Source organism: Dyadobacter frigoris (assembly GCF_005280585.1).
In the GTDB taxonomy this organism is placed as follows: domain Bacteria; phylum Bacteroidota; class Bacteroidia; order Cytophagales; family Spirosomataceae; genus Dyadobacter; species Dyadobacter frigoris.
The window spans coordinates 119,448-138,628 of the sequence record NZ_SZVO01000005.1 but is presented as its reverse complement, the minus strand read 5'-3'; the positions used below and the strand labels follow the sequence as shown (position 1 = coordinate 138,628).

Sequence of the window (19,181 nt, the reverse complement as noted above, 5' to 3'; positions counted from 1 at the left end):
GCAAAAATATGATTACTTCTTCTTTTTAGCTTTTTTCTTTCCTGTTGCGACAGGCTCTTCCGTCACTTTGGATAGATCCTTAATCCGGATATTCCTGAATTTTAGCGGGGCTCCATGTCCAAGGAATCCGATATAACCCGTGGTATTTTTCAAGCCCGGGTGATCACGATGATCAGCAGTACCGTCTTTGCTGGCTTCTGTAAGATCGCCTTCTGTGATCACGGTTCCGTTCAATGTAACCTTGATTTTGGATCCTTTCAGATAAATTTCTTCGTAGTTCCATTCGCCCAGCGGTTTCAGATATCCACGTTTCGCAGGGATAATTCCGTAAGCCGAACCATGATATTGATATTCTTTCAAATCTTTATAGATATCAGCATCGTTGTCAAGGATCTGAATTTCCGTTCCTACATAAGCAGCATCTCCCGTTAACGGCGTGCGAATTCCCACACCATTATTGGCACCTGGCGTAAGCTGGAATTCAAAACGGAAAACGAAGTCGCTGTATTCATCTTTTGTATAAAGATTGCCTTTTCCACCACCATGCGGATTCATTACCATTTCACCGTTTTCACTTGAATAGTCCGTTGTGTTTCCGATCCATTCGTGCATATTTGTTCCGTCAAAAAGAATTTTATAACTTTCTTTTTTCTCTTCATCGGATAGAACAAAAGGTTCGGGACGGGGGATTTCACGAACATAAATATCACGGTAGTAAATGATGTTTCCGTGCGCCTGCAATTCCAGCTGCTCTTTTACAAAAATCGGCAATTTACGATCCCAATAGTTTTCAAGAATAATATTATCAACCACTTTTTCGCCGTTCAGTTCAACCGTAACGCGGTCACCAATCATCGTAATGTGGAAATTGTTCCAGTCGCCAATTGCGTTATCAGCAAGTTTGGTCGGGTTTTTAGGATTTTTTGCATTGTTGTATAATCCACCAGAACCAACCTGTGCGCCAACATCTACACGCGACGTATCCCAGATCTGAACCTGAGGTGTCCCGCGAAGATAGATCCCAGCGTCGCCTTTTGATTCGATTTTCCAGTCAACATACATTTCAAAATCTCCGTATTGTTTTACCGTACAAAGGTTATCACCGTGACCTGAAAATACTAAATCTCCGTCTTTCGCGGCCCAACCTGTTTTCATTACTTCGTCAGCTTTTTTCTGTTTTGCTGCCAAAGTATCAGCACTCATTTTACCGCGTGCGATCGGGTTTTCTACCAAACCTTTCCAGCCTGTAAGATCTTTTCCGTTGAACAAAGAAACAAAACCGTCACCAGCCGGCATCTCAGCTAAATATTTACGGATTGATTCCTTTTGGTATTCGCTATCCTGGCCTTTCAAAACCGATGATGTTTTTGTCATCAATTCACGAACTTCTGCACCGCTGAAATTCTTGTTAGCCAAACCGATATTCATCACAGCCTGGGCAGCAGCCTGTTGAACGGCACCTGAATTGTCAAGATATTTTCCTGCCAAAAGCAAAGCATTGAAAGTCTTATATCTTGGCAATTCTTTCAATATCAATTCTTTCTGCGCATCCGTTTTTGCAATGTCAAGTGCGTTATGAAGCATCAAAACTTTGTTGATCGGAGTTTTTGGAGATTTTGTGATTCCTGAAACATAACCTGTTAGGGCAAGATTGAAATCTTCTGCATCTGTTGATTTCTTGGCAATGGCCAAAAGTTCATTTGCTGCACTTGCATCCGTCCAGTTGGAAAGCGCTGAAATTGCTGCTTTTTTGGAAACTGCATCTCCATTATTGTAAGACGAAACAACCGAAGTCAATGCTTTATTTCCACCAATACTAGCCAAAATCGCCAGATAACGTGATTGTTTATCAGCAGGAGAAGCAGTGATTTGTTTCAAAATAAGATCACTCTGTGCTGAAGCATTTCCTGATCCTTTCACACCTGTGATAATCGCTTTTTGAACGGCAGTGATTTCGTCAGCATTACTTACGGAATTTAAAAGCGTAAATAACTGAGAAAGATCATTTGAAGTTGCCAACGATTTTAATGCGTTAAAAGCAGCTGTTTTTACTTCAGGATTAGCACTTGTAAGCAAAGCTGAAACCACGCTCATTTTAGAACTTGCGGCTCTTGCAGCCAAAACATCAATTACCGCAGGCTGTGCCGTAGCAGGTAAAGTTGGCAAAGCTGCTGCAAGCTGATCCACAACTGTATTGCCTTTCAAAGTCAAAAGCGTGTTTTTTACCGCTTTGATTTCATCTGCATTACCTTTTTTTAAAATTGGAAGTAAGGCAGGAAGACTGCTTTCTCCTCCGATTTTACCTGCTGCCCAGATAGCCGCCGTTTTCACTTTGGCGTCTTTTGAAGCAAGAGATTTGGTAATTGTTGGCAACGCATCTTTTGATTCAGCACGGCCTAACATATAAATAATTTCAGCCTGAACTTCCGGTTTTGCCTTTTTCAAAGCATTTATCCAAGGCGTCGTTCCGTCGGCCATTGTATATTTTTGTCCCAGTTTTAATGCCGCGGCGCGGTATTCAGGATCTGTGCTATCCAAAGCTTTTACCAAAATAGGAACACTTTCGCGTTTTTTGCTGTCCGCATATATTTTCAAAGCAGAAGAACGTGTGTCTGTTTGTTTGGCATCAACCAAAGAGGAAGTAAGCGCCAAAGCAGCCTTTTCTGTAATCGGAGCGTTTCCGGTTAACGACAAACGCGACAAATAATTCAGATAAGCAGCAGTCGAATTTGCTTCATCATACAGATAATTCGCTTTGGTTGCAGCCGCAGCCAGAATGGATTCCGAAGATGGTGAAGCGATTTCGGAGAGAGCGAACAGGCTAACTTTACGTAAGTCCAATTCCTCATTTGTAGCTGTTTTTTCAATTGCAGCAGCTGCCTCCTTGAAACGGCTCATGCCAAGTGCTTCCGTGATTGAAATCTGAGCTTTGCCTTTTGCATTAGCCAAAGCTTGTAAAAGCGCTTTCCCGGCACTTTCAGTCCCGATTCTAGCCAATGTTCTGGCAGCAGGTCCTGACAAATATTCGTCAGAAAGATATGTGGCTACTACCGGAACGGCTTCGTCTTTACCAATCGTTTGTAATTGGTAAATTAAAAACTGCTTGCTTTCCGGCGATTGTGCTTTTGATAACGCTTCAACATAAGCTTCGGCTGCATTTTTGCGCCATGCTTCTTTTCCGGCCTGAGAAGAATAATAAGTAAAGCCACCCAATGCATACTGAGCTTTCGCATCATTACCTTTTCCCGGCGCTACCAGCATCGATGCGATTTGAACCAATCCCGGTTTCCCGAGTTCAGCCAGTTCGTCCATGCTTTTCTTTAATTGAGCAGCATTATCAGCGGGGAGTTGCGCGAGTAAATCGGCGATCCGGGTCGATAGGGTTCTGTTTTTATCCAATTGAGCCATTGCAGCGGTATTAAGCATACAGCAGGCAAGCAGCGCATATATAATTTTTTTCATGATCTGTTTTAAATGAATGAAACGGTTTTTGTATTTCTCTTTTCCATAATTTGAATAAAGATCAATACAGAAATTACTGTGTAAGCACGGATTTGGGCTACTTCCCATTCCGTAACTAAAAGTTTACATAGTCCATGGGCCGCGCATTGGCTGGTCAATAAGTCGGTTTGCACCTTCGTCGTCAATAAATTCCTGTTTTACAGGATCATATTTTAAAGAACGACCCAAGCGCAAAGCGATCAGTCCCATGTTCACTATAGTACAGGAACGGTGTCCGTTTTCTTCATTCAAAGCAAATTTCTGACGGCTTTTAACTGCATCAACGAAATTCGTAACCTGTGGTTCCGGGTCCGGGAAAGCAGCCAGTTTCTTTTCAAGATCCTGAATATCGGATTTGAAATTTGGATAAAGTTTTCCTTTTGGTCCTTCGATGTAAGCTACATTTTCATCCTTGCCTTCGCCATCCAGAACAATCTGGCAGCCATCGGCATACGTATACGTGATACGTCTCCAGGTACCAACTGCTTCTGTGTGTTGTTGCGGAGCGTCCACTTCTACACTCACCGGACTGGTGTCATCTTTTCCAAGGAAATACTGGATCGGGTCAATATAATGTTGTCCCATATCGCCTAATCCGCCGCCATCATAATCCCAGTATCCACGGAAAGTCTGATGCACACGGTGTTCGCTGTATGGTTTGTAGGGAGCTGGTCCGAGCCACATATCATAATCCAGTTCTGCCGGAACCGGCATTGGCTGATTATCCGTTTTCCCTACCCAGTAAAATTTCCAGTCAAAACCGGTATGTTTACTCACGGTGACTTTTAATGGCCATCCAAGCAACCCGCTCTGAACCAATTTCTTGATCGGTTTTACGGTCGTTTTCATACCATAAAAATTATCTTCAAAACGGAACCAGGTATTCAGACGGAAAATTCTTCCGTGCTGCTGAACTGCTTCCACCAAACGTTTTCCCTCTCCGATTGTTCTTGTCATCGGTTTTTCACACCACACATCTTTTCCTGCACGTGCAGCATCCGCTGCTATGATTCCGTGCCAGTGCGGAGGCGTTGCCACGTGAACGATATCTACTTCGGGTAATTGAATTAATTCACGGTAGTCAGAAAAGGTTTTAACACCTTTATCCACAAGCTCTACCGCTTTTTGAAGATGGGTTTTATCAACATCACATAGGGCAACAACTTTGGTTCCTGCATAGGGAATGTGGCCACGGCCCATAGAACCTACGCCAACAATCGCTTTTGTCAGCTGGTCGCTTGGTGCAATGAAACCTTTACCCAGTACGTGACGGGGCACAATGGAAAATGTGGCGAGCGTCGCCAGCGAACCTTTGATAAAGTTACGCCTGGACGAAGAAGTGCCTTTCTTTTCTTTCATTAGTTAAGGGGAAATTTAGGAATTGAAAAGTTTGGGATCGTAAATAATATTATTAAGTACGTGTGAAATTATGACATTATTTATAATGGAACAAAAGGAGTTATCTTATTCCAGGTTTTATTTCAGTTTAACTTCTTATGCCACAATTATTTGGTGTAATTAATTAACCGCAATTTTTCAAACAGGTTAATGTTTGTCGAGCGGAATAATATAAAAGCTGCAATTCGATTTATGAATTGCAGCTTACTACTAATAACAATTTGGGAATTTAGAGACTATTTTTTTAGTTCAGCAGACAAATTATCCACAAAACTTTTTTGTGCTGTGACTTTTTCCACATCTTCTGTTTTTCTTGGTGCGGCGGATGATAGCATTTCAAATTTATCTTTTTTAATTAAAACATCGTCCTCAATCCTTACCGCTATTCCCCACCATTTTTTATCGCAGTTGCTGCCTTCCGGAATGTAAATTCCAGGTTCGACGGTAATGATCATATTTTCAACCAGTTTATCATAAATTCCTTTGTCGTGCACATCAAGTCCAAGGAAATGTGAACAACCATGCGGGAAATAAGTCCGGCTTTCAGATTCATCTTTAAGAATGCCAAGTTTTACCAATCCTTTTCCAACAACATCACGAGCTGCTTTTTCAATGTCCTGAAAAGAAGTACCCTCTTTACAAATTTTGAAAACTGCGTCCTGTGCATCAATCACGATATCATAAATCTGTTTTTGTTCGGGAGTGAATTTGCCGTTGGACGGGAAAGTTCTGGTGATATCAGCTGAATAGCCATGGTATTCGGCGCCTATATCCATGAGTATCATTTTGTTATTTCCAATACTGGTTGCAATGTTTTCAATATAATGCAGCACGCAGCCGTTTGCACCGGCACCGGCGATGGAAGGATAACCAACATATTCAGCACCCAGTTTTTTGTGGATAAATTCCTGAACACCCTGCAATTCAAGTTCCGACATATCGGGTTTGATCGCTTTCATGGCTTCACGATGCGCCAAAGCAGAAATCTCAACCGTTTTCCGCATCAAAACCAATTCTTCCGAAGTTTTAATTTGTCTTAATTGTTTGGTATAAAGGCTGTAAAGTGCAGGATTGTATTTCATAGCATCCATTTCAGACAAAAGCGTTTTTACTTCCGTCGAATCTTTCACCTGAATGATTTTGGTAACCAGTGAATTCTTTTTGTACCGTTCGTTTTTGTCAGCCAATGCCTGGTAATATTGGGTCAGTCTTGGAACAGAGGCAAGTAATTTTGGATACTGACGAAGCGACATTAAATCGCCAAGTACTTCATCATCAAAATCTTCCGGCATAGCCGTTTTCTTTTTAAAAGTTTTTACCAAATCATAAATGTCATCCGATTGGTTGAGTTTGTCAGCAATATCCAGTGGGAATTCAAAAATAATTTTATCAAATTTTGAAAGATCCGGGGCATAGCGATCGAAATCTTCTGCATTGTAAACATGAGAAAAACCCGCTGCTTTTACACCTTCAATACCAAGCCGTTTTCCTGTCCATTGTTCTCTTCGCGCATCTTTTTTCTGAACAAAAAACAGCTCGTTATATGACTGGCTGGCTGAATCTTTCTGATTATCTTTAAAAATCAGCAGTACGGAATTTGGTTCCGTATAACCGCTGAAGTAATACAGATCGGGATTTGGGTGATATTTATAATCAACGTCATTTGAAAAATTTCTGACCGGATAGGCGAAAATCGCCATGACGGAATTTACGGGAAGTAATTTTCTAAGCGCTTCTCTTCTTCCTTTATGAAAATCTTTGGTAAGATAATCGGTAGGAACCGGAAGTTGCGCGAAGCTGATCGTGGCGCAAATTGATAAAAACAAAAAGGTCATTTTTACTTTTACCAAGGCTTTTGGAAGTAATAATTTTTTCAATTTTTCTGGTATATTTATATTAATCTGTTGACTAACAAATTGTTGTAATTGAATTAGGCTTAGCGGCCTCTTATCGTTTCAATTTTGACAAGATCGAAAGTACCGAATTGTTTTCTTTTTTCCTTTTTTTACGACTATCCGTTTGATCACCAGCGACTTTATCTATCATGGGGAATTTTAAATCAATAGCAGAACTGGATTTTCAAAATTTGATCAAATCCGAATATTTTCCCTCGCCGGATGCCTGGGAAGATCAGGTTTTATATTTTTTGCTGCTTGACCGCTTTTCTGATGGACAAGAAAAAGGGTTTATAGATAACGACGGTAATGTAGTAACCGCCGGGAATACTGTCAAATATCTGCCAACAGATTTTGAAAATGCTATTCAGACCACTCAGGATGCGGAAATTTGGAATGAAGCCGGACAGAAATTTGTCGGGGGAAGTCTTATTGGTTTAAAAAGTAAAATCGGATATCTGAAACGGTTGGGAATTTCGGCTATCTGGATCAGTCCGGTGTTTAAACAAGTCGTATCGCAGGAAACGTATCATGGTTATGGCATTCAGGATTTTCTGGATATTGAACCACGTTTTGGCTCGACGCAGGATCTTGTGGATGTTGTTAAAACTGCACACGATCATGGAATTTATGTTATTCTCGATATTATATTAAATCATAGTGGTGATGTTTTTGGCTACATAAATGGTCAGCCTGATTATCAGAGTGGAAAAACATTTTCGGTAGAAGGATTTAGAAATGCTTTGGGAATTCCGGATTTGCCTCTTGATTTTGTTGGAGACAACAAATACCCGGATGCTGCGATATGGCCCAAAGAACTGCAAACCGCCGAAACCTTTACACAAAAAGGAAAAATAATTCACTGGGATGATAGCCCGGAATTTTTGGAAGGAGATTTTGAAGTGCTGAAAGATTTGCATCACGGCTCTGGCCTGGTTGATAATTACAGTCCATCCGAAACATTAAAGGCGCTAACGAAGGCTTATAAATACTGGATTGCGATTGCTGATATTGACGGTTTTCGGATTGATACTGTAAAACATATGGATCCCGGCGCAACAAGATATTTTGCATCGGTGATCAAAGAATTTACCATGTCGATCAAAAAGGAAAATTTTTACCTGATCGGAGAAATAACCGGAGGCCGTCAACGGGCTTTTGATACGCTTGAAATAACCGGATTAGATGCAGCGCTCGGTATAGATGATATTCCCGACAAAATGGAATATATGGTAAAAGGTTACCGTAACCCGACGGATTATTTCAATCTTTTCAGAAATTCGGAACTTGTTCATAAAGAATCACATATCTGGTTCAGGAATAAAGTTGTGACACTTTTTGATGATCATGATCAGGTAAGGAAAGGTAATAACAAGGCACGTTTTTGTGCAAATGATTCAGGTGTTTTGTCACTTATAGCCGTGGTGGGATTAAATCTTACTTCACTTGGTATTCCTTGCCTTTATTACGGAACAGAACAAGGTTTTGACGGAAAAGGAGGAAATGACCGTTACATCCGGGAATCTATGTTTGGAAGAAACTTTGGTGCTTTCCGAAGTAGAGATGTTCATTTTTTCAATGAAGAAAATCAGTGGTTTTCTGAAATCGCAAAAATTGTAAAGATAAGAAAAGAGCATTTGGCACTTAGAAGGGGGCGGCAATATTTGAGGCAGATTTCGGGTAACGGCACAGAATTTGGTTATCCGGCTTTAATGGGCGACCGGATGAATTCAATCGTGGCGTGGTCAAGGATTTGTGACGATAAGGAGATTTTGTGCGCATTTAATACCGATCAGCAAAATGAAACCATCGCCTATGTCACGATTGATGAAAGTTTGCATGAAATCGATTCTCACCTGAAATGTTTATATGCCTCTGGCGTGAGTCCGGTTCAGGTTAACGTTGAAACAAGAAATGGCAAGGCTGTTCGCCTCACCATTCCACCTGCAGGTTTTGTAATTTATGGATAATGGATAATACCTTACAAGGGAATATTTCCATGTTTTTTTCTGGGTAATGTGGCTACTTTATTTTCCAGCATATCAAACGCACGGATGAGTTTCTCCCTGGTTTTTTCGGGATAAATCACCTCGTCGATATAACCACGATGAGCCGCACGGTAAGGATTTGCAAACTTTTTGGTATAAGCGTCAATTTTCTCCTGTAATTTTTCAGCAGGATTTTCCGCTTCCGCGATTTCTCTTTTGAAAATAATTTCTGCTGCACCACTTGCACCCATAACAGCAATTTCCGCAGTAGGCCAGGCAAAATTCATATCGGCGCCGATATGTTTTGAATTCATTACGTCATACGCGCCGCCGTATGCTTTTCGGGTAATGACTGTGATGCGGGGAACTGTCGCTTCGCAAAATGCATACAACAATTTAGCACCGTTGGTAATGATGCCGTTCCATTCCTGATCGGTACCTGGCAAAAATCCGGGAACATCTTCCAATACGAGCAAAGGGATATTGAAACAATCACAAAAACGCACAAAACGCGCTGCTTTTTGACTTGCATTAATATCCAGAACACCAGCCAAAACCGCGGGCTGATTGGCTACAATACCAATACTTCTGCCGGCAATTCGGGCAAAACCGACAACGATATTTTCAGCAAAGTTTTTGTGGACTTCAAAAAATGTTTCTGCATCCGTCAGTTCCTCAATTACTTCGCGGATATCGTATGGCTGGTTTGGATTATCAGGAATGATATTATTTAAACCCGGTCGCGATTCGCTTGCCGGTTCATAAGCTAATGCTGGTGCATCGTCTTCACAATTTTGAGGAAGATAACTTAGTAATTTTTTAATATTCAGCAAACATTCAACTTCATTAGGCGCTACAAAATGTGTAACCCCTGATTTCGTCGCATGTGTCATAGCACCGCCTAGTTCCTCAGATGTAACATCTTCATGCGTAACTGTTTTTACAACGTTTGGTCCGGTAACAAACATGTAACTGCTGTTTTCGACCATCATGATAAAATCCGTAATCGCGGGAGAATAGACAGCACCACCGGCGCAGGGACCCATAATCGCCGAAATTTGCGGAATAACCCCGGATGCGAGTGTGTTTTTGTAAAAGATATCAGCATATCCCGCAAGAGAAAGTACGCCTTCCTGAATTCTTGCTCCACCAGAATCATTTAAACCAATAACGGGGGCACCGTTTTTCATAGCCAGATCCATGATTTTACAGATTTTTTCGGCATGTGTTTCTGAAAGAGATCCACCGAAAACCGTGAAATCCTGTGCAAAAATGTAGACTAATCTTCCGTTGATTTTTCCATAACCTGTGATAACGCCATCACCCAGATAATGCTCCTTGTCCAGACCGAAATCCCTGCTTCTGTGCATTACAAATTTGCCGATTTCTTCAAAAGATCCTTCGTCAACAAGTATAGAAACTCGTTCGCGAGCGGTTAATTTTCCTTTGGCATGTTGTGTTTTAATTCGGTGTTCGCCGCCTCCAAGGTCAGCTTCTGCGTTTTTTTTATCTAATTGATCCTTTTTCGAAGTTGCAGCAGACGTTGATTCCATGTAATACAGACGATATGGTTACATTTGTTTTTGAACAGATTCATAAATATAATGTCATTTTAACGGATTCGAGAAATTTTTGCATTTCTATGAGGCAGATTGGTACGCGCTTAGTTTTTTTACTGGTTTTTCTTCTTCTGATTTCAGGAGAAAGTTTCGCGCAAACAACCGGTGGGAAAAGCGGACTTAATTTCTTGCAGCTTCCGTCGCAGGCAAAAAGTACGGCGCTGGGATCAAATCATATGACAATTTCGGGAAATGATCCTGCGTTATTTTTACAAAATCCTGCTTTGCTTGATTCATCCAAACAAGACCAGGTTTCTCTTAATCTGATGCCCTATCTGGCCGATACAAAGTTTTTAAATCTGGCTTATGGCAATAAAATAAAAAGTACGTCCGGAACCTGGGCTGTTGGTTTGCAGTATCTGAATTATGGCACGATCACAGAAACCGATGCGTCTGGTAATGTTGTAGGAGAATTTCGGGCAGCTGATTATGGGTTGTCCGCCGGTTACGGACAAACAGTTGGTGCTTTTACGCTTGGCGGTTCAGTTAAATTCGTTGGCTCTTCCATAGAATCCTATCATGTTTATGGGATGTCTTTTGATTGGGGAGGTGTTTTCAAGCATCCTAATCAGGATCTAACAATCGGTTTTGTGGTTAAAAATCTGGGATTTTTAAAACAGAATTTCACAGGAGCAAACACGCCGATTTTACCTTTGGATTTGAGAACCGGAATAACTTTCAAGCCGAAATATATGCCGATTAGATTTTCCGGAACGATTCATCATCTAAACCGTTTCGATATGGTTTATAATGATCCGAGTTTGTTTTTTACTTATGATATCAACGGCACCAGAATTCCAAGAAAAGTAGGAGTAGCGGAAAAACTCGCCCGACATCTATCGATCGGAGCAGAATTATTACTGGACAAAAACTTTAAAATTCTGCTTGGATATGATCATTTGAAAAGACAGGAATTACGTTTGTATAATGCAGGCGGATTGGCCGGATTTTCATTTGGCGCCTGGCTTCGTGTAAAACAATTCGAAATCAGTTATGGACGAGCGCAGTATACGCCTGGGTTTGGAAGCAGCTCATTGTCTATTGCGATGAATTTGAAAAAAGGAGATTAGAATCAATTTTCAAGGCGTTATTTTTAGCAGAAAATTCCAATTATAGGAGGGAATCAGCTGACACTGTGAACCGTCAGAGATTAATAGAAAGTTGCAGTGAGCCATTAAGTCCTTCCTCAACAATTCTTTTTAAAGTTGAAATTCGAACCTCCTTTACATCGTTTTCAATTTTTGAAATATACGATTTGGTCGTCCCTGTTTTCTTGGCAAGTTCTTCCTGTGTCAAGCCTTTTGCAATTCGGGCCTCATGAATTAATGCGCCAATTCTAAAATTTTCATAACCTCGTTCGAGATCATCCCGTTCAGCGGTTCCGGAAAGACCATAATGACGGTCTTTGAATTGATCGAGTGTTTGCAATTTACCTTTCTCCTTCATAATTCTTCTTGATTTTTAATGCTTTTTCGATTTCATTTTTTGGTGTTTTTTTGAAAACCATTCATTAATACGACTATCTTTTCATTATCAAAAAAGCAAAATATGCGAAAAATATCACTGCCTTGCTTGATTCTGATTTTATATAAGCCATCACTATTTTGAATGTGTTTTTGGTATGATTCAGGAATTATTTTCAATTCCTGTAACAAGTCTAATCGTATAATGTTTAAAAATCATATCTATCCAGCTTCAACAACTTCCCCCTTCTCCAATTTCAAAAACTTCGTCACACAGGAGGGAATCTCGTTCAGATAATGTGAAACATAAATCAATGTCCGCTCCGGCGTATCAGAGATTGCATTAACTACTGATTTGAAATATTCAATCGAAATGGTGTCCAATCCCTGGCAAGGTTCGTCGAGAATTAATAACGGCGGGTTTTTAACCAAAGCTCTTGCCAATAAAACCAGGCGTTGTTCACCTTTTGATAGCTGAGAAAAATCCTTTTCAATTAAAGAATGTACGTGAAGAAATTCAGCCACTTCATGCACACGTTCAATTTGGATTTCTGTTAGCTTTTTGAAAAATATGCCTGTTGCATCGAAAAAACCGGATGCGACGGTTTTAAAAACGTTTGTATTTTTTGGGAAATAGAGATGTAATTCAGGTGAAACGTGACCAATTTTCTGTTTGATATCCCAAATAGAAGCGCCGATTCCACCGCGTTTTTTATCAAATAAATCGTAATCATTCGCAAAACGCTGTGGATTATCTGCGGTGATAATACTTAGTAAAGTCGATTTTCCCGAACCGTTTGCACCGGATAAGGCCCACTTCTCACCTTTATTGATTTTCCAGTTTATACCTTTCAGGATCGGATCTTCACCATAAGTCACCCGAATATTTCTGAGATCAAATGCTACTTCAAAATCTTTAAAATTTGGTTCTCCAAAGTTGACTGGTTTTTGCAGATCCGGTTTTGGAAAAGTATCGACATCATGATTCATTATCTTGTATTCATCAACAGAAATCAATTTTTCAATACGTCCATGATTTAATTCCAGGATGTTAGTAACACAGGGCGGAATTTCTGTGGCTGTGGTCGCAATGATGATTGTGACGCCAGTTTCTGCCAATTCAGTTAAAGCATTTCTCAAAACCTCACGGGAATGAACATCAAGACCACTGAACGGGTGATCCAGAAGTAATATTTTAGGATGTTTTAAAAGTGATTTTGCCAGTAACATTCTGCGCGTTTCACCGTTTGACAAAGTTACAAAAGGGTGGTCCAGCAGATGTGAAATCGATAGTAGCTCACTTACCTTTTTTAACTGCTCTCCATTTACTTTGGAAGGCGCAAGGTGGACAGAATTTTCATTAACCGTTCCGACAGGTTTCAATTGATCCGTCAAAATTGCTCTGACGGAGGGCGCTCTTTCTGCTTCGTATGCATGAAAACGCTGTTGGTAATATTCTGCACCTGCACTTACGATGCGGTTGAAAGAATAATCATTAGGTACAAATTCAATAATCTCACGAACCGGCTGATCAAAAGCATAACTTAATTTTCCTTTTGAAACCGGCCATTTCCCGGCTATAATGTCCAGTAATGTTGTTTTCCCGGATCCGTTCGGGCCGATAATCGCCCAGTGTTCTCCGCCTTCTATTTTCCAGTTAAGATCCGTTAATACGGTTGTATCATACTTTTTTACAAAAATATTTTCTAATGATAGCTGAGTCATAAGGAATTATTCAAATCAAATTTAATCTGTTGGCAGTTGATAGTACGGCCGGTTACATTTAAACTGCAAAGATTGTGAACTTTGATAAGAATCAAAAGGTGGAGTTGCTTGTAAAAAAAGAACACCCGACTCGGCTTCGGCAGAATCAGGTGTTTGAAAAAGTTGATATTTTGGCTTCCAGACTTATTAATGATGCAATTCCATATTAAATTCTTTCATCATCTGATTGATAAAAGTCGGTAAATCATCCGTTTTTCTACTTGTTACCAGGCTGTTGTCAACTGTTACATCCTTATCGACCCAAATTGCTCCTGCATTTTCAAGATCTATTTTAATCGCTGCATTGGAAGTTAATGTTCTGCCTAAGACGACATCTGCATCAATCAAAATTTGCGGGCCATGACATATTGCTGCCACTGGCTTATGATTCATGAAAAATGAACGTACAAATTCAACTGCTTTGGAATTGGTTCTTAGTGCATCAACGCCCATTACACCGCCAGGTATTACCAAAGCGTCGTAATAATCTGCTCTTGCATTATCCAGAGGCACATCCACTTTATGTGTTCCGCCCCAATCTACATGGTTCCAGCCTTTTACCGAATCCTTATTAGGTGATATAATATGGGTTGTCGCACCATTTTTGTCCAGGGCTTCCCTTGGGCAAGTCATTTCTACCTGTTCAAATCCGTCGGCTACCAAAATCGCAACCTTGATTACATTTGATGTCGAGTCCATAATTATATTAATTTGAATTATTACTTGAAAATTTTTAATAAAATAATGAGCACAAATAATATGCCAAGACAAAACAGAGATTATTGAGGAATTTTCATTTCAAGATCTGAAAGATCTTTCGCGACAGGGGCTAACTAATTGAATGTTAAGTTACAAAAAATCATGGATAAGTAAAAGAAAGAGCGCAACAAAATTTGCTGCGCTCTTAAATAATCAATATTTGATTAAATTATATTTCTACACCACCAACATTTTCAAAAATCAAATCACCATCGGAGTTAAGCTCCATCATAATAACTGAATCCCGGGCAACCTGGCCGCTCAAAATTCCTTTTGACAGTTCATTCAAAATTTTACGCTGCAGCACTCTTTTTAACGGTCTGGCACCGAAAGCAGGATCAAAACCTTCTTCTCCTAATTTGGTTAATGCTTCTTCGCTGGAATCCAACGTCACGCCTTGTTCAAGCAACATTTTCTGAATTCCTTTGAATTGTATATCAACAATTTTCCGGATATTTTTCATTGATAACGGTTCAAACAGAACTATCTCATCGATCCGGTTTAGAAACTCAGGACGAACCGATGCTTTCAGCAAATCAAGAACTCCTTGTTTGGCTTCCTCAACGATCAATGCATGATTCCAGCCTTCGTCTTCTGCGAATTTTTCCTGAATAATATGGCTTCCTATGTTCGAAGTCATGATAATGATCGTATTTTTGAAATTGGCAACACGACCCTTATTGTCAGTCAAACGACCTTCATCTAAAACCTGCAAAAGAATATTCCATACATCCGGATGCGCTTTTTCAATTTCATCCAAAAGAATTACGCTGTAAGGTTTTCTACGAACGGCTTCGGTTAATTGTCCGCCTTCATCATAACCCACATAACCCGGAGGCGCTCCAACCAGACGACTTACCGCATGACGTTCCTGATACTCACTCATGTCGATACGAACCATCGAATTTTCGTCATTAAACAGATATTCGGCCAATGTTTTTGCTAATTCTGTTTTACCGACGCCTGTTGGTCCAAGGAAAAGAAAACTTCCCAGCGGGCGTTTAGAATCCTGCAAACCTGCGCGGCTCCGACGAACGGCATCAGAAACCAAAGTGATCGCTTCTTCCTGTCCTGCAACACGTTGATGCAAATGATCTTCTAAATGAAGAAGTTTTTCCTTATCACTTTGAAGCATTTTAACAACTGGAATTCCAGTCCATTTGGCTACTACTTCCGCAATTTCTTCCGGCGTAACTTCTTCCTGCATCAAACTTTCCGCACTTTCAGACGCCTTTAAAGCTTCGAGTCGGCTATTTGCTTCCGGAATCCGGCCGTATCTGATTTCTGCAACCTTACCAAAATCACCGCTTCTTTCGGCTTGCTCAGCTTCCAGACGCAATTGTTCAAGTTGTTCTTTTAACGTACGAACTTCGTTGACTTTGCCTTTTTCATTTTCCCAAAGTGCTTTCAGGCTATTTCGTCTTTCACTCAGGTCAGCGATTTCTTTGTTTAAAATCGTTTCTTTTTCCTTGTTATTTTCTCGACGAATTGCTTCACGTTCAATTTCAAGCTGCATTACCTTACGGTTCAATTCATCCAGCTCTTCAGGCACGCTGTCCATTTCCAGACGCAATTTGGAAGCAGCTTCATCCATTAAGTCAATCGCTTTATCCGGTAAAAAACGGTCGCTGATGTAACGGGTTGAAAGTTCAACCGCCGCAATTACTGCATCATCCTGAATTCTTACACCGTGATGCAATTCATATTTTTCTTTAATACCACGCAAAATACTGATGGCATCAGGAATGTTAGGCTCATCCACCATCACCGCCTGGAAACGACGTTCCAAAGCCTTATCCTTTTCCATGTATTTCTGATATTCTTTCAATGTCGTCGCACCGATCGCATGTAATTCACCGCGAGCCAAAGCTGGCTTCAGCAAATTTGCCGCGTCCATAGCGCCTTCACCGCCACCTCCGGCACCAATCAGCGTATGAATTTCATCAATGAACAATACGATTTCACCTTCCGAATCGGTAACTTCTTTGATAACTGCTTTCAGACGTTCTTCAAATTCTCCTTTGTATTTGGCACCTGCTATTAACAAGCCCATATCCAGAGAAGCGATAATTTTCGATTTTAAATTTTCAGGAACATCACCCTGAACGATCCTTTGGGCAAGTCCTTCCACAATCGCAGTTTTCCCAACTCCGGGTTCTCCCAGCAGGATCGGATTGTTTTTTGTACGGCGGCTTAATATTTGTAAAACCCGCCTGATTTCTTCATCCCGGCCGATTACCGGATCAATTTTACCCGCCTTAGCAAGCTCATTGAGGTTTTTACTGTAACGTTCCAGAGAACGGTATTTGGCTTCTGCGTTTTGATCTTTCACGGGATTATTTTTTCCTCTAAGTTCTTTAATGGCGTTTACAAGTTCCTTTTCCTTAAATCCCACTTCCTTCAACATGGTAGCTGTGGAATCTTTTCCACTAAGAATTCCCAGTAAAAGAAGCTCGATGCTGATAAATTCGTCGCCGAATTCTTTCAAATAATTTTGTGCTTTTGCGGTAGCGGCAGTCAGGTCATTTCCTAAAAAAGATTGGCTGGTTCCGCTTACACGAGGATAGCTGTCAAGTATTTTTTGCAGGCGGCTATTTAAAACATCTGCACTAATATTTAATTGATTAAGGATAAACTGAGACGTATTTGGATCTTCTTCCAAAATGGATTTGACAACATGTCCTGTTTCTATGGCTTGCTGCTGGTTGCCCTGAGCCATTTGTGCGGCATGTTGTATAATTTCCTGCGCCTTGATGGTATATTGGTTAAAATTCATGGCGGTATTTAGTTGATAAATTGATAGTAATTATATACCGTCAAACAGTGTGCCTAATGGTAAAATCGGAAATAATGTCGCATTTTCTAATTTTTATTGAGAATATACGTCAAAAAGTCATATTCTGTGCTTGATGGCCTATTTTTCAAGAATACTGGTGGTCATCGTTAGGTAAATCTTTTTTTATATTCTTAAATTTATCAGAATATCAGAACAGGAAAACCTAGCCTTAATTAATCAGTATTGTTCAAATGAAAATTGGTCTCTTAGAATGCGATCACGTCCGGGTAGAGCTTCTGCCGATTGCCGGCGACTATCGTAAAATGTTTCCTGCGCTATTTTCAAAGGTGGCGCCTCACTGGCAATTCGAGTTTTTTGATGTTTGTAATGGTCACTTTCCCACTTCTGTCGATGCTTGTGATGTCTACATTTGCACAGGATCTAAGTCGTCGGTATATGATGATGATGAGTGGATAAAGGAGCTGAAAACATTTGTCAGAGAAATATCTCAGTCGGGAAAAATATATATTGGTGTCTGTTTCGGGCACCAGATTTTGGGTGAAGCGTTAGGTGGAGAAGTCAAAAAGTCTGATGTTGACTGGTGTGTTGGCGTTCATTCGTTTGAAATACTTAAACTGCAAAACTGGATGCGGCCTGCGTTATCATCTTTCAATCTTTTGATGATGTGCCAGGATCAGGTTTTGAAATTGCCGGCGGATAGTGTTCTGTTGGCGCAGACTCCTGATTGTCCGCATGGAATGTTTCAGGTGGGGGAAACGATGTTGGGAATACAGGCGCATCCCGAATTTCCAAAAGCATACGACAAGGCATTAATGGAATTACGCGTTGAACGGATTGGTGAGCGAAAAGTGGAAATGGGAGTCATGAGCCTTGAATTACCTACCGAAGAAATACAGATGGCTCAATGGATAGTAAATTTCGCAGATAGAAGAATTAGTTAATATTTATTTAATTTTTTCTTGTCAGAAGATTGTAAGATTTTTACAATGAAAAACACAAGTATTATAAGTTTGGGGAAACCTGAATATTTGAACGACATTCCCATGGAAATTACGAATATAGATACACACCGCCAAATATTGACTTCACTGCAAACCCGTCAGAAAATCCGCCGGATTGCTTTTGAAATCTATGAGCAGAATTTTGAAGAAAGTACTATTATTCTTGCCGGTATAGCAGGAGAAGGATATGAATTTGCAAAAATCCTTACAGAAGAATTACGATCGATTTCGCCACTTGATGTGAAACTGGTCGAACTTCGTTTTGATAAAACAATTCATTGGCAAAGTGAAATCCATTTTGACGATGACTCTGTTTTGCTGGAGAACCAAGTTGCAGTAGTTGTGGATGATGTTTTAAATACCGGCCGCACCCTGGCGTTTGCTCTTGAACCCTTTTTAAAAGTGAGAATGAAAAAAGTACAGGTTGCCGTGATTGTGGATCGTGAACATCATTTATTTCCAGTATCTGCCAATTATGTAGGTTATTCATTAAGTACAACCATCAGCGAAAGAGTAGAAGTAATTTTAAGCCGTCCCTCCGAAGAAGGAGTGTACCTCAGGTAGGGGCAACCCTTTTGGTCGCCCAATTCGAGTATTAACCAAATTCCTTGCGGTTAACAAAAACCTAAAAATAAAAAACATGAGATTACAAGTAATACAAGATAGCAACGGCAAGGCCACCGGAGTATTTATCCCAATCGGAGAGTGGGATAAGCTCAAAAAGCAGTATAAGGACTTGGCTAATCTGGAAGACGAGGAACCTTCCAAGAAGCAATTATTGGGAGAAATTAAAGAAGCCCTTCTTGAACTAAAATTAGTTGAAGAGGGAAAGGTTAGAGCTCGTCCGGCACAATCCCTTTTAGATGAGCTATAATGTACTAGTAACCTCGCTTTTTGAAAAGCAGGCAAAACGACTTGCCAAAAATATCCTTCCTTAAAAAATGAGCTGGCAGAATTATTTGAAAATCTGGCTAGCCATCCCGATCAAGGAAAGGC

Annotated in this window: 14 protein-coding genes; 5 read left to right on the top strand and 9 right to left on the bottom strand. The window is 40.4% G+C overall.

What is annotated here, in order from left to right; translation table 11 throughout:
• Positions 1 to 12: 12 nt before the first annotated feature.
• From FDK13_RS11925 to FDK13_RS11915, 3 genes are all read right to left on the bottom strand, one after another.
• On the bottom strand, positions 13 to 3,462 hold the full coding sequence (locus tag FDK13_RS11925; RefSeq protein WP_137340225.1) for a 3-keto-alpha-glucoside-1,2-lyase-like domain-containing protein: 3,450 nt from the start codon (positions 3,460 to 3,462) through the stop codon (positions 13 to 15).
• A gap of 123 nt (positions 3,463 to 3,585) precedes the next feature.
• Complete coding sequence (locus FDK13_RS11920; protein WP_137340224.1) at positions 3,586 to 4,860, bottom strand: Gfo/Idh/MocA family oxidoreductase; 1,275 nt, start codon at positions 4,858 to 4,860, stop codon at positions 3,586 to 3,588.
• A gap of 275 nt (positions 4,861 to 5,135) precedes the next feature.
• Complete coding sequence (locus FDK13_RS11915) at positions 5,136 to 6,776, bottom strand: aminopeptidase P family protein (RefSeq protein WP_137340223.1); 1,641 nt, start codon at positions 6,774 to 6,776, stop codon at positions 5,136 to 5,138.
• Between the two features lie 167 nt (positions 6,777 to 6,943).
• Between FDK13_RS11915 and FDK13_RS11910 the strand changes: the two genes are divergently transcribed.
• Positions 6,944 to 8,764: an alpha-amylase family glycosyl hydrolase gene (locus FDK13_RS11910; RefSeq protein WP_137340222.1), complete on the top strand. Its 1,821-nt coding sequence runs from the start codon at positions 6,944 to 6,946 to the stop codon at positions 8,762 to 8,764.
• A gap of 11 nt (positions 8,765 to 8,775) precedes the next feature.
• On the opposite strand, the gene FDK13_RS11905 is transcribed toward FDK13_RS11910, so the two are convergent.
• Complete coding sequence (locus FDK13_RS11905) at positions 8,776 to 10,335, bottom strand: acyl-CoA carboxylase subunit beta (protein WP_137340221.1); 1,560 nt, start codon at positions 10,333 to 10,335, stop codon at positions 8,776 to 8,778.
• Positions 10,336 to 10,424: 89 nt separating this feature from the next.
• Between FDK13_RS11905 and porQ the strand changes: the two genes are divergently transcribed.
• A complete protein-coding gene (gene porQ, locus FDK13_RS11900) occupies positions 10,425 to 11,471 on the top strand; it encodes a type IX secretion system protein PorQ (protein WP_137340220.1) in 1,047 nt (348 codons plus the stop codon).
• Between the two features lie 73 nt (positions 11,472 to 11,544).
• Here porQ and FDK13_RS11895 read toward each other — a convergent pair whose 3' ends face one another.
• From FDK13_RS11895 to clpB, 5 genes are all read right to left on the bottom strand, one after another.
• Positions 11,545 to 11,847, bottom strand: a complete 303-nt coding sequence (locus FDK13_RS11895; protein ID WP_137340219.1) for a helix-turn-helix domain-containing protein — start codon at positions 11,845 to 11,847, stop codon at positions 11,545 to 11,547.
• Positions 11,848 to 11,879: 32 nt separating this feature from the next.
• Positions 11,880 to 12,044, bottom strand: a complete 165-nt coding sequence (locus FDK13_RS11890; protein ID WP_229216018.1) for a type II toxin-antitoxin system RelE/ParE family toxin — start codon at positions 12,042 to 12,044, stop codon at positions 11,880 to 11,882.
• A gap of 42 nt (positions 12,045 to 12,086) precedes the next feature.
• Positions 12,087 to 13,589, bottom strand: coding sequence for an ATP-binding cassette domain-containing protein (locus FDK13_RS11885; protein WP_137340218.1), 1,503 nt, complete (start codon positions 13,587 to 13,589; stop codon positions 12,087 to 12,089).
• A gap of 186 nt (positions 13,590 to 13,775) precedes the next feature.
• A complete protein-coding gene (locus tag FDK13_RS11880; RefSeq protein ID WP_137340217.1) occupies positions 13,776 to 14,327 on the bottom strand; it encodes a type 1 glutamine amidotransferase domain-containing protein in 552 nt (183 codons plus the stop codon).
• A 229-nt stretch (positions 14,328 to 14,556) separates the two neighbouring features.
• On the bottom strand, positions 14,557 to 17,163 hold the full coding sequence (gene clpB, locus FDK13_RS11875) for an ATP-dependent chaperone ClpB (protein ID WP_137340216.1): 2,607 nt from the start codon (positions 17,161 to 17,163) through the stop codon (positions 14,557 to 14,559).
• 251 nt (positions 17,164 to 17,414) lie between these two features.
• Here clpB and FDK13_RS11870 point away from each other — a divergent pair, with 251 nt between their 5' ends.
• From FDK13_RS11870 to FDK13_RS11860, 3 genes are all read left to right on the top strand, one after another.
• Positions 17,415 to 18,125: a glutamine amidotransferase-related protein gene (locus FDK13_RS11870; RefSeq protein WP_137340215.1), complete on the top strand. Its 711-nt coding sequence runs from the start codon at positions 17,415 to 17,417 to the stop codon at positions 18,123 to 18,125.
• A 102-nt stretch (positions 18,126 to 18,227) separates the two neighbouring features.
• Positions 18,228 to 18,749, top strand: a complete 522-nt coding sequence (locus FDK13_RS11865) for a phosphoribosyltransferase family protein (RefSeq protein WP_170982794.1) — start codon at positions 18,228 to 18,230, stop codon at positions 18,747 to 18,749.
• Positions 18,750 to 18,825: 76 nt separating this feature from the next.
• Entirely contained in the window at positions 18,826 to 19,059 is a 234-nt protein-coding gene (locus FDK13_RS11860; RefSeq protein WP_137340214.1) for a hypothetical protein, read from the top strand.
• Positions 19,060 to 19,181 lie beyond the last annotated feature (122 nt).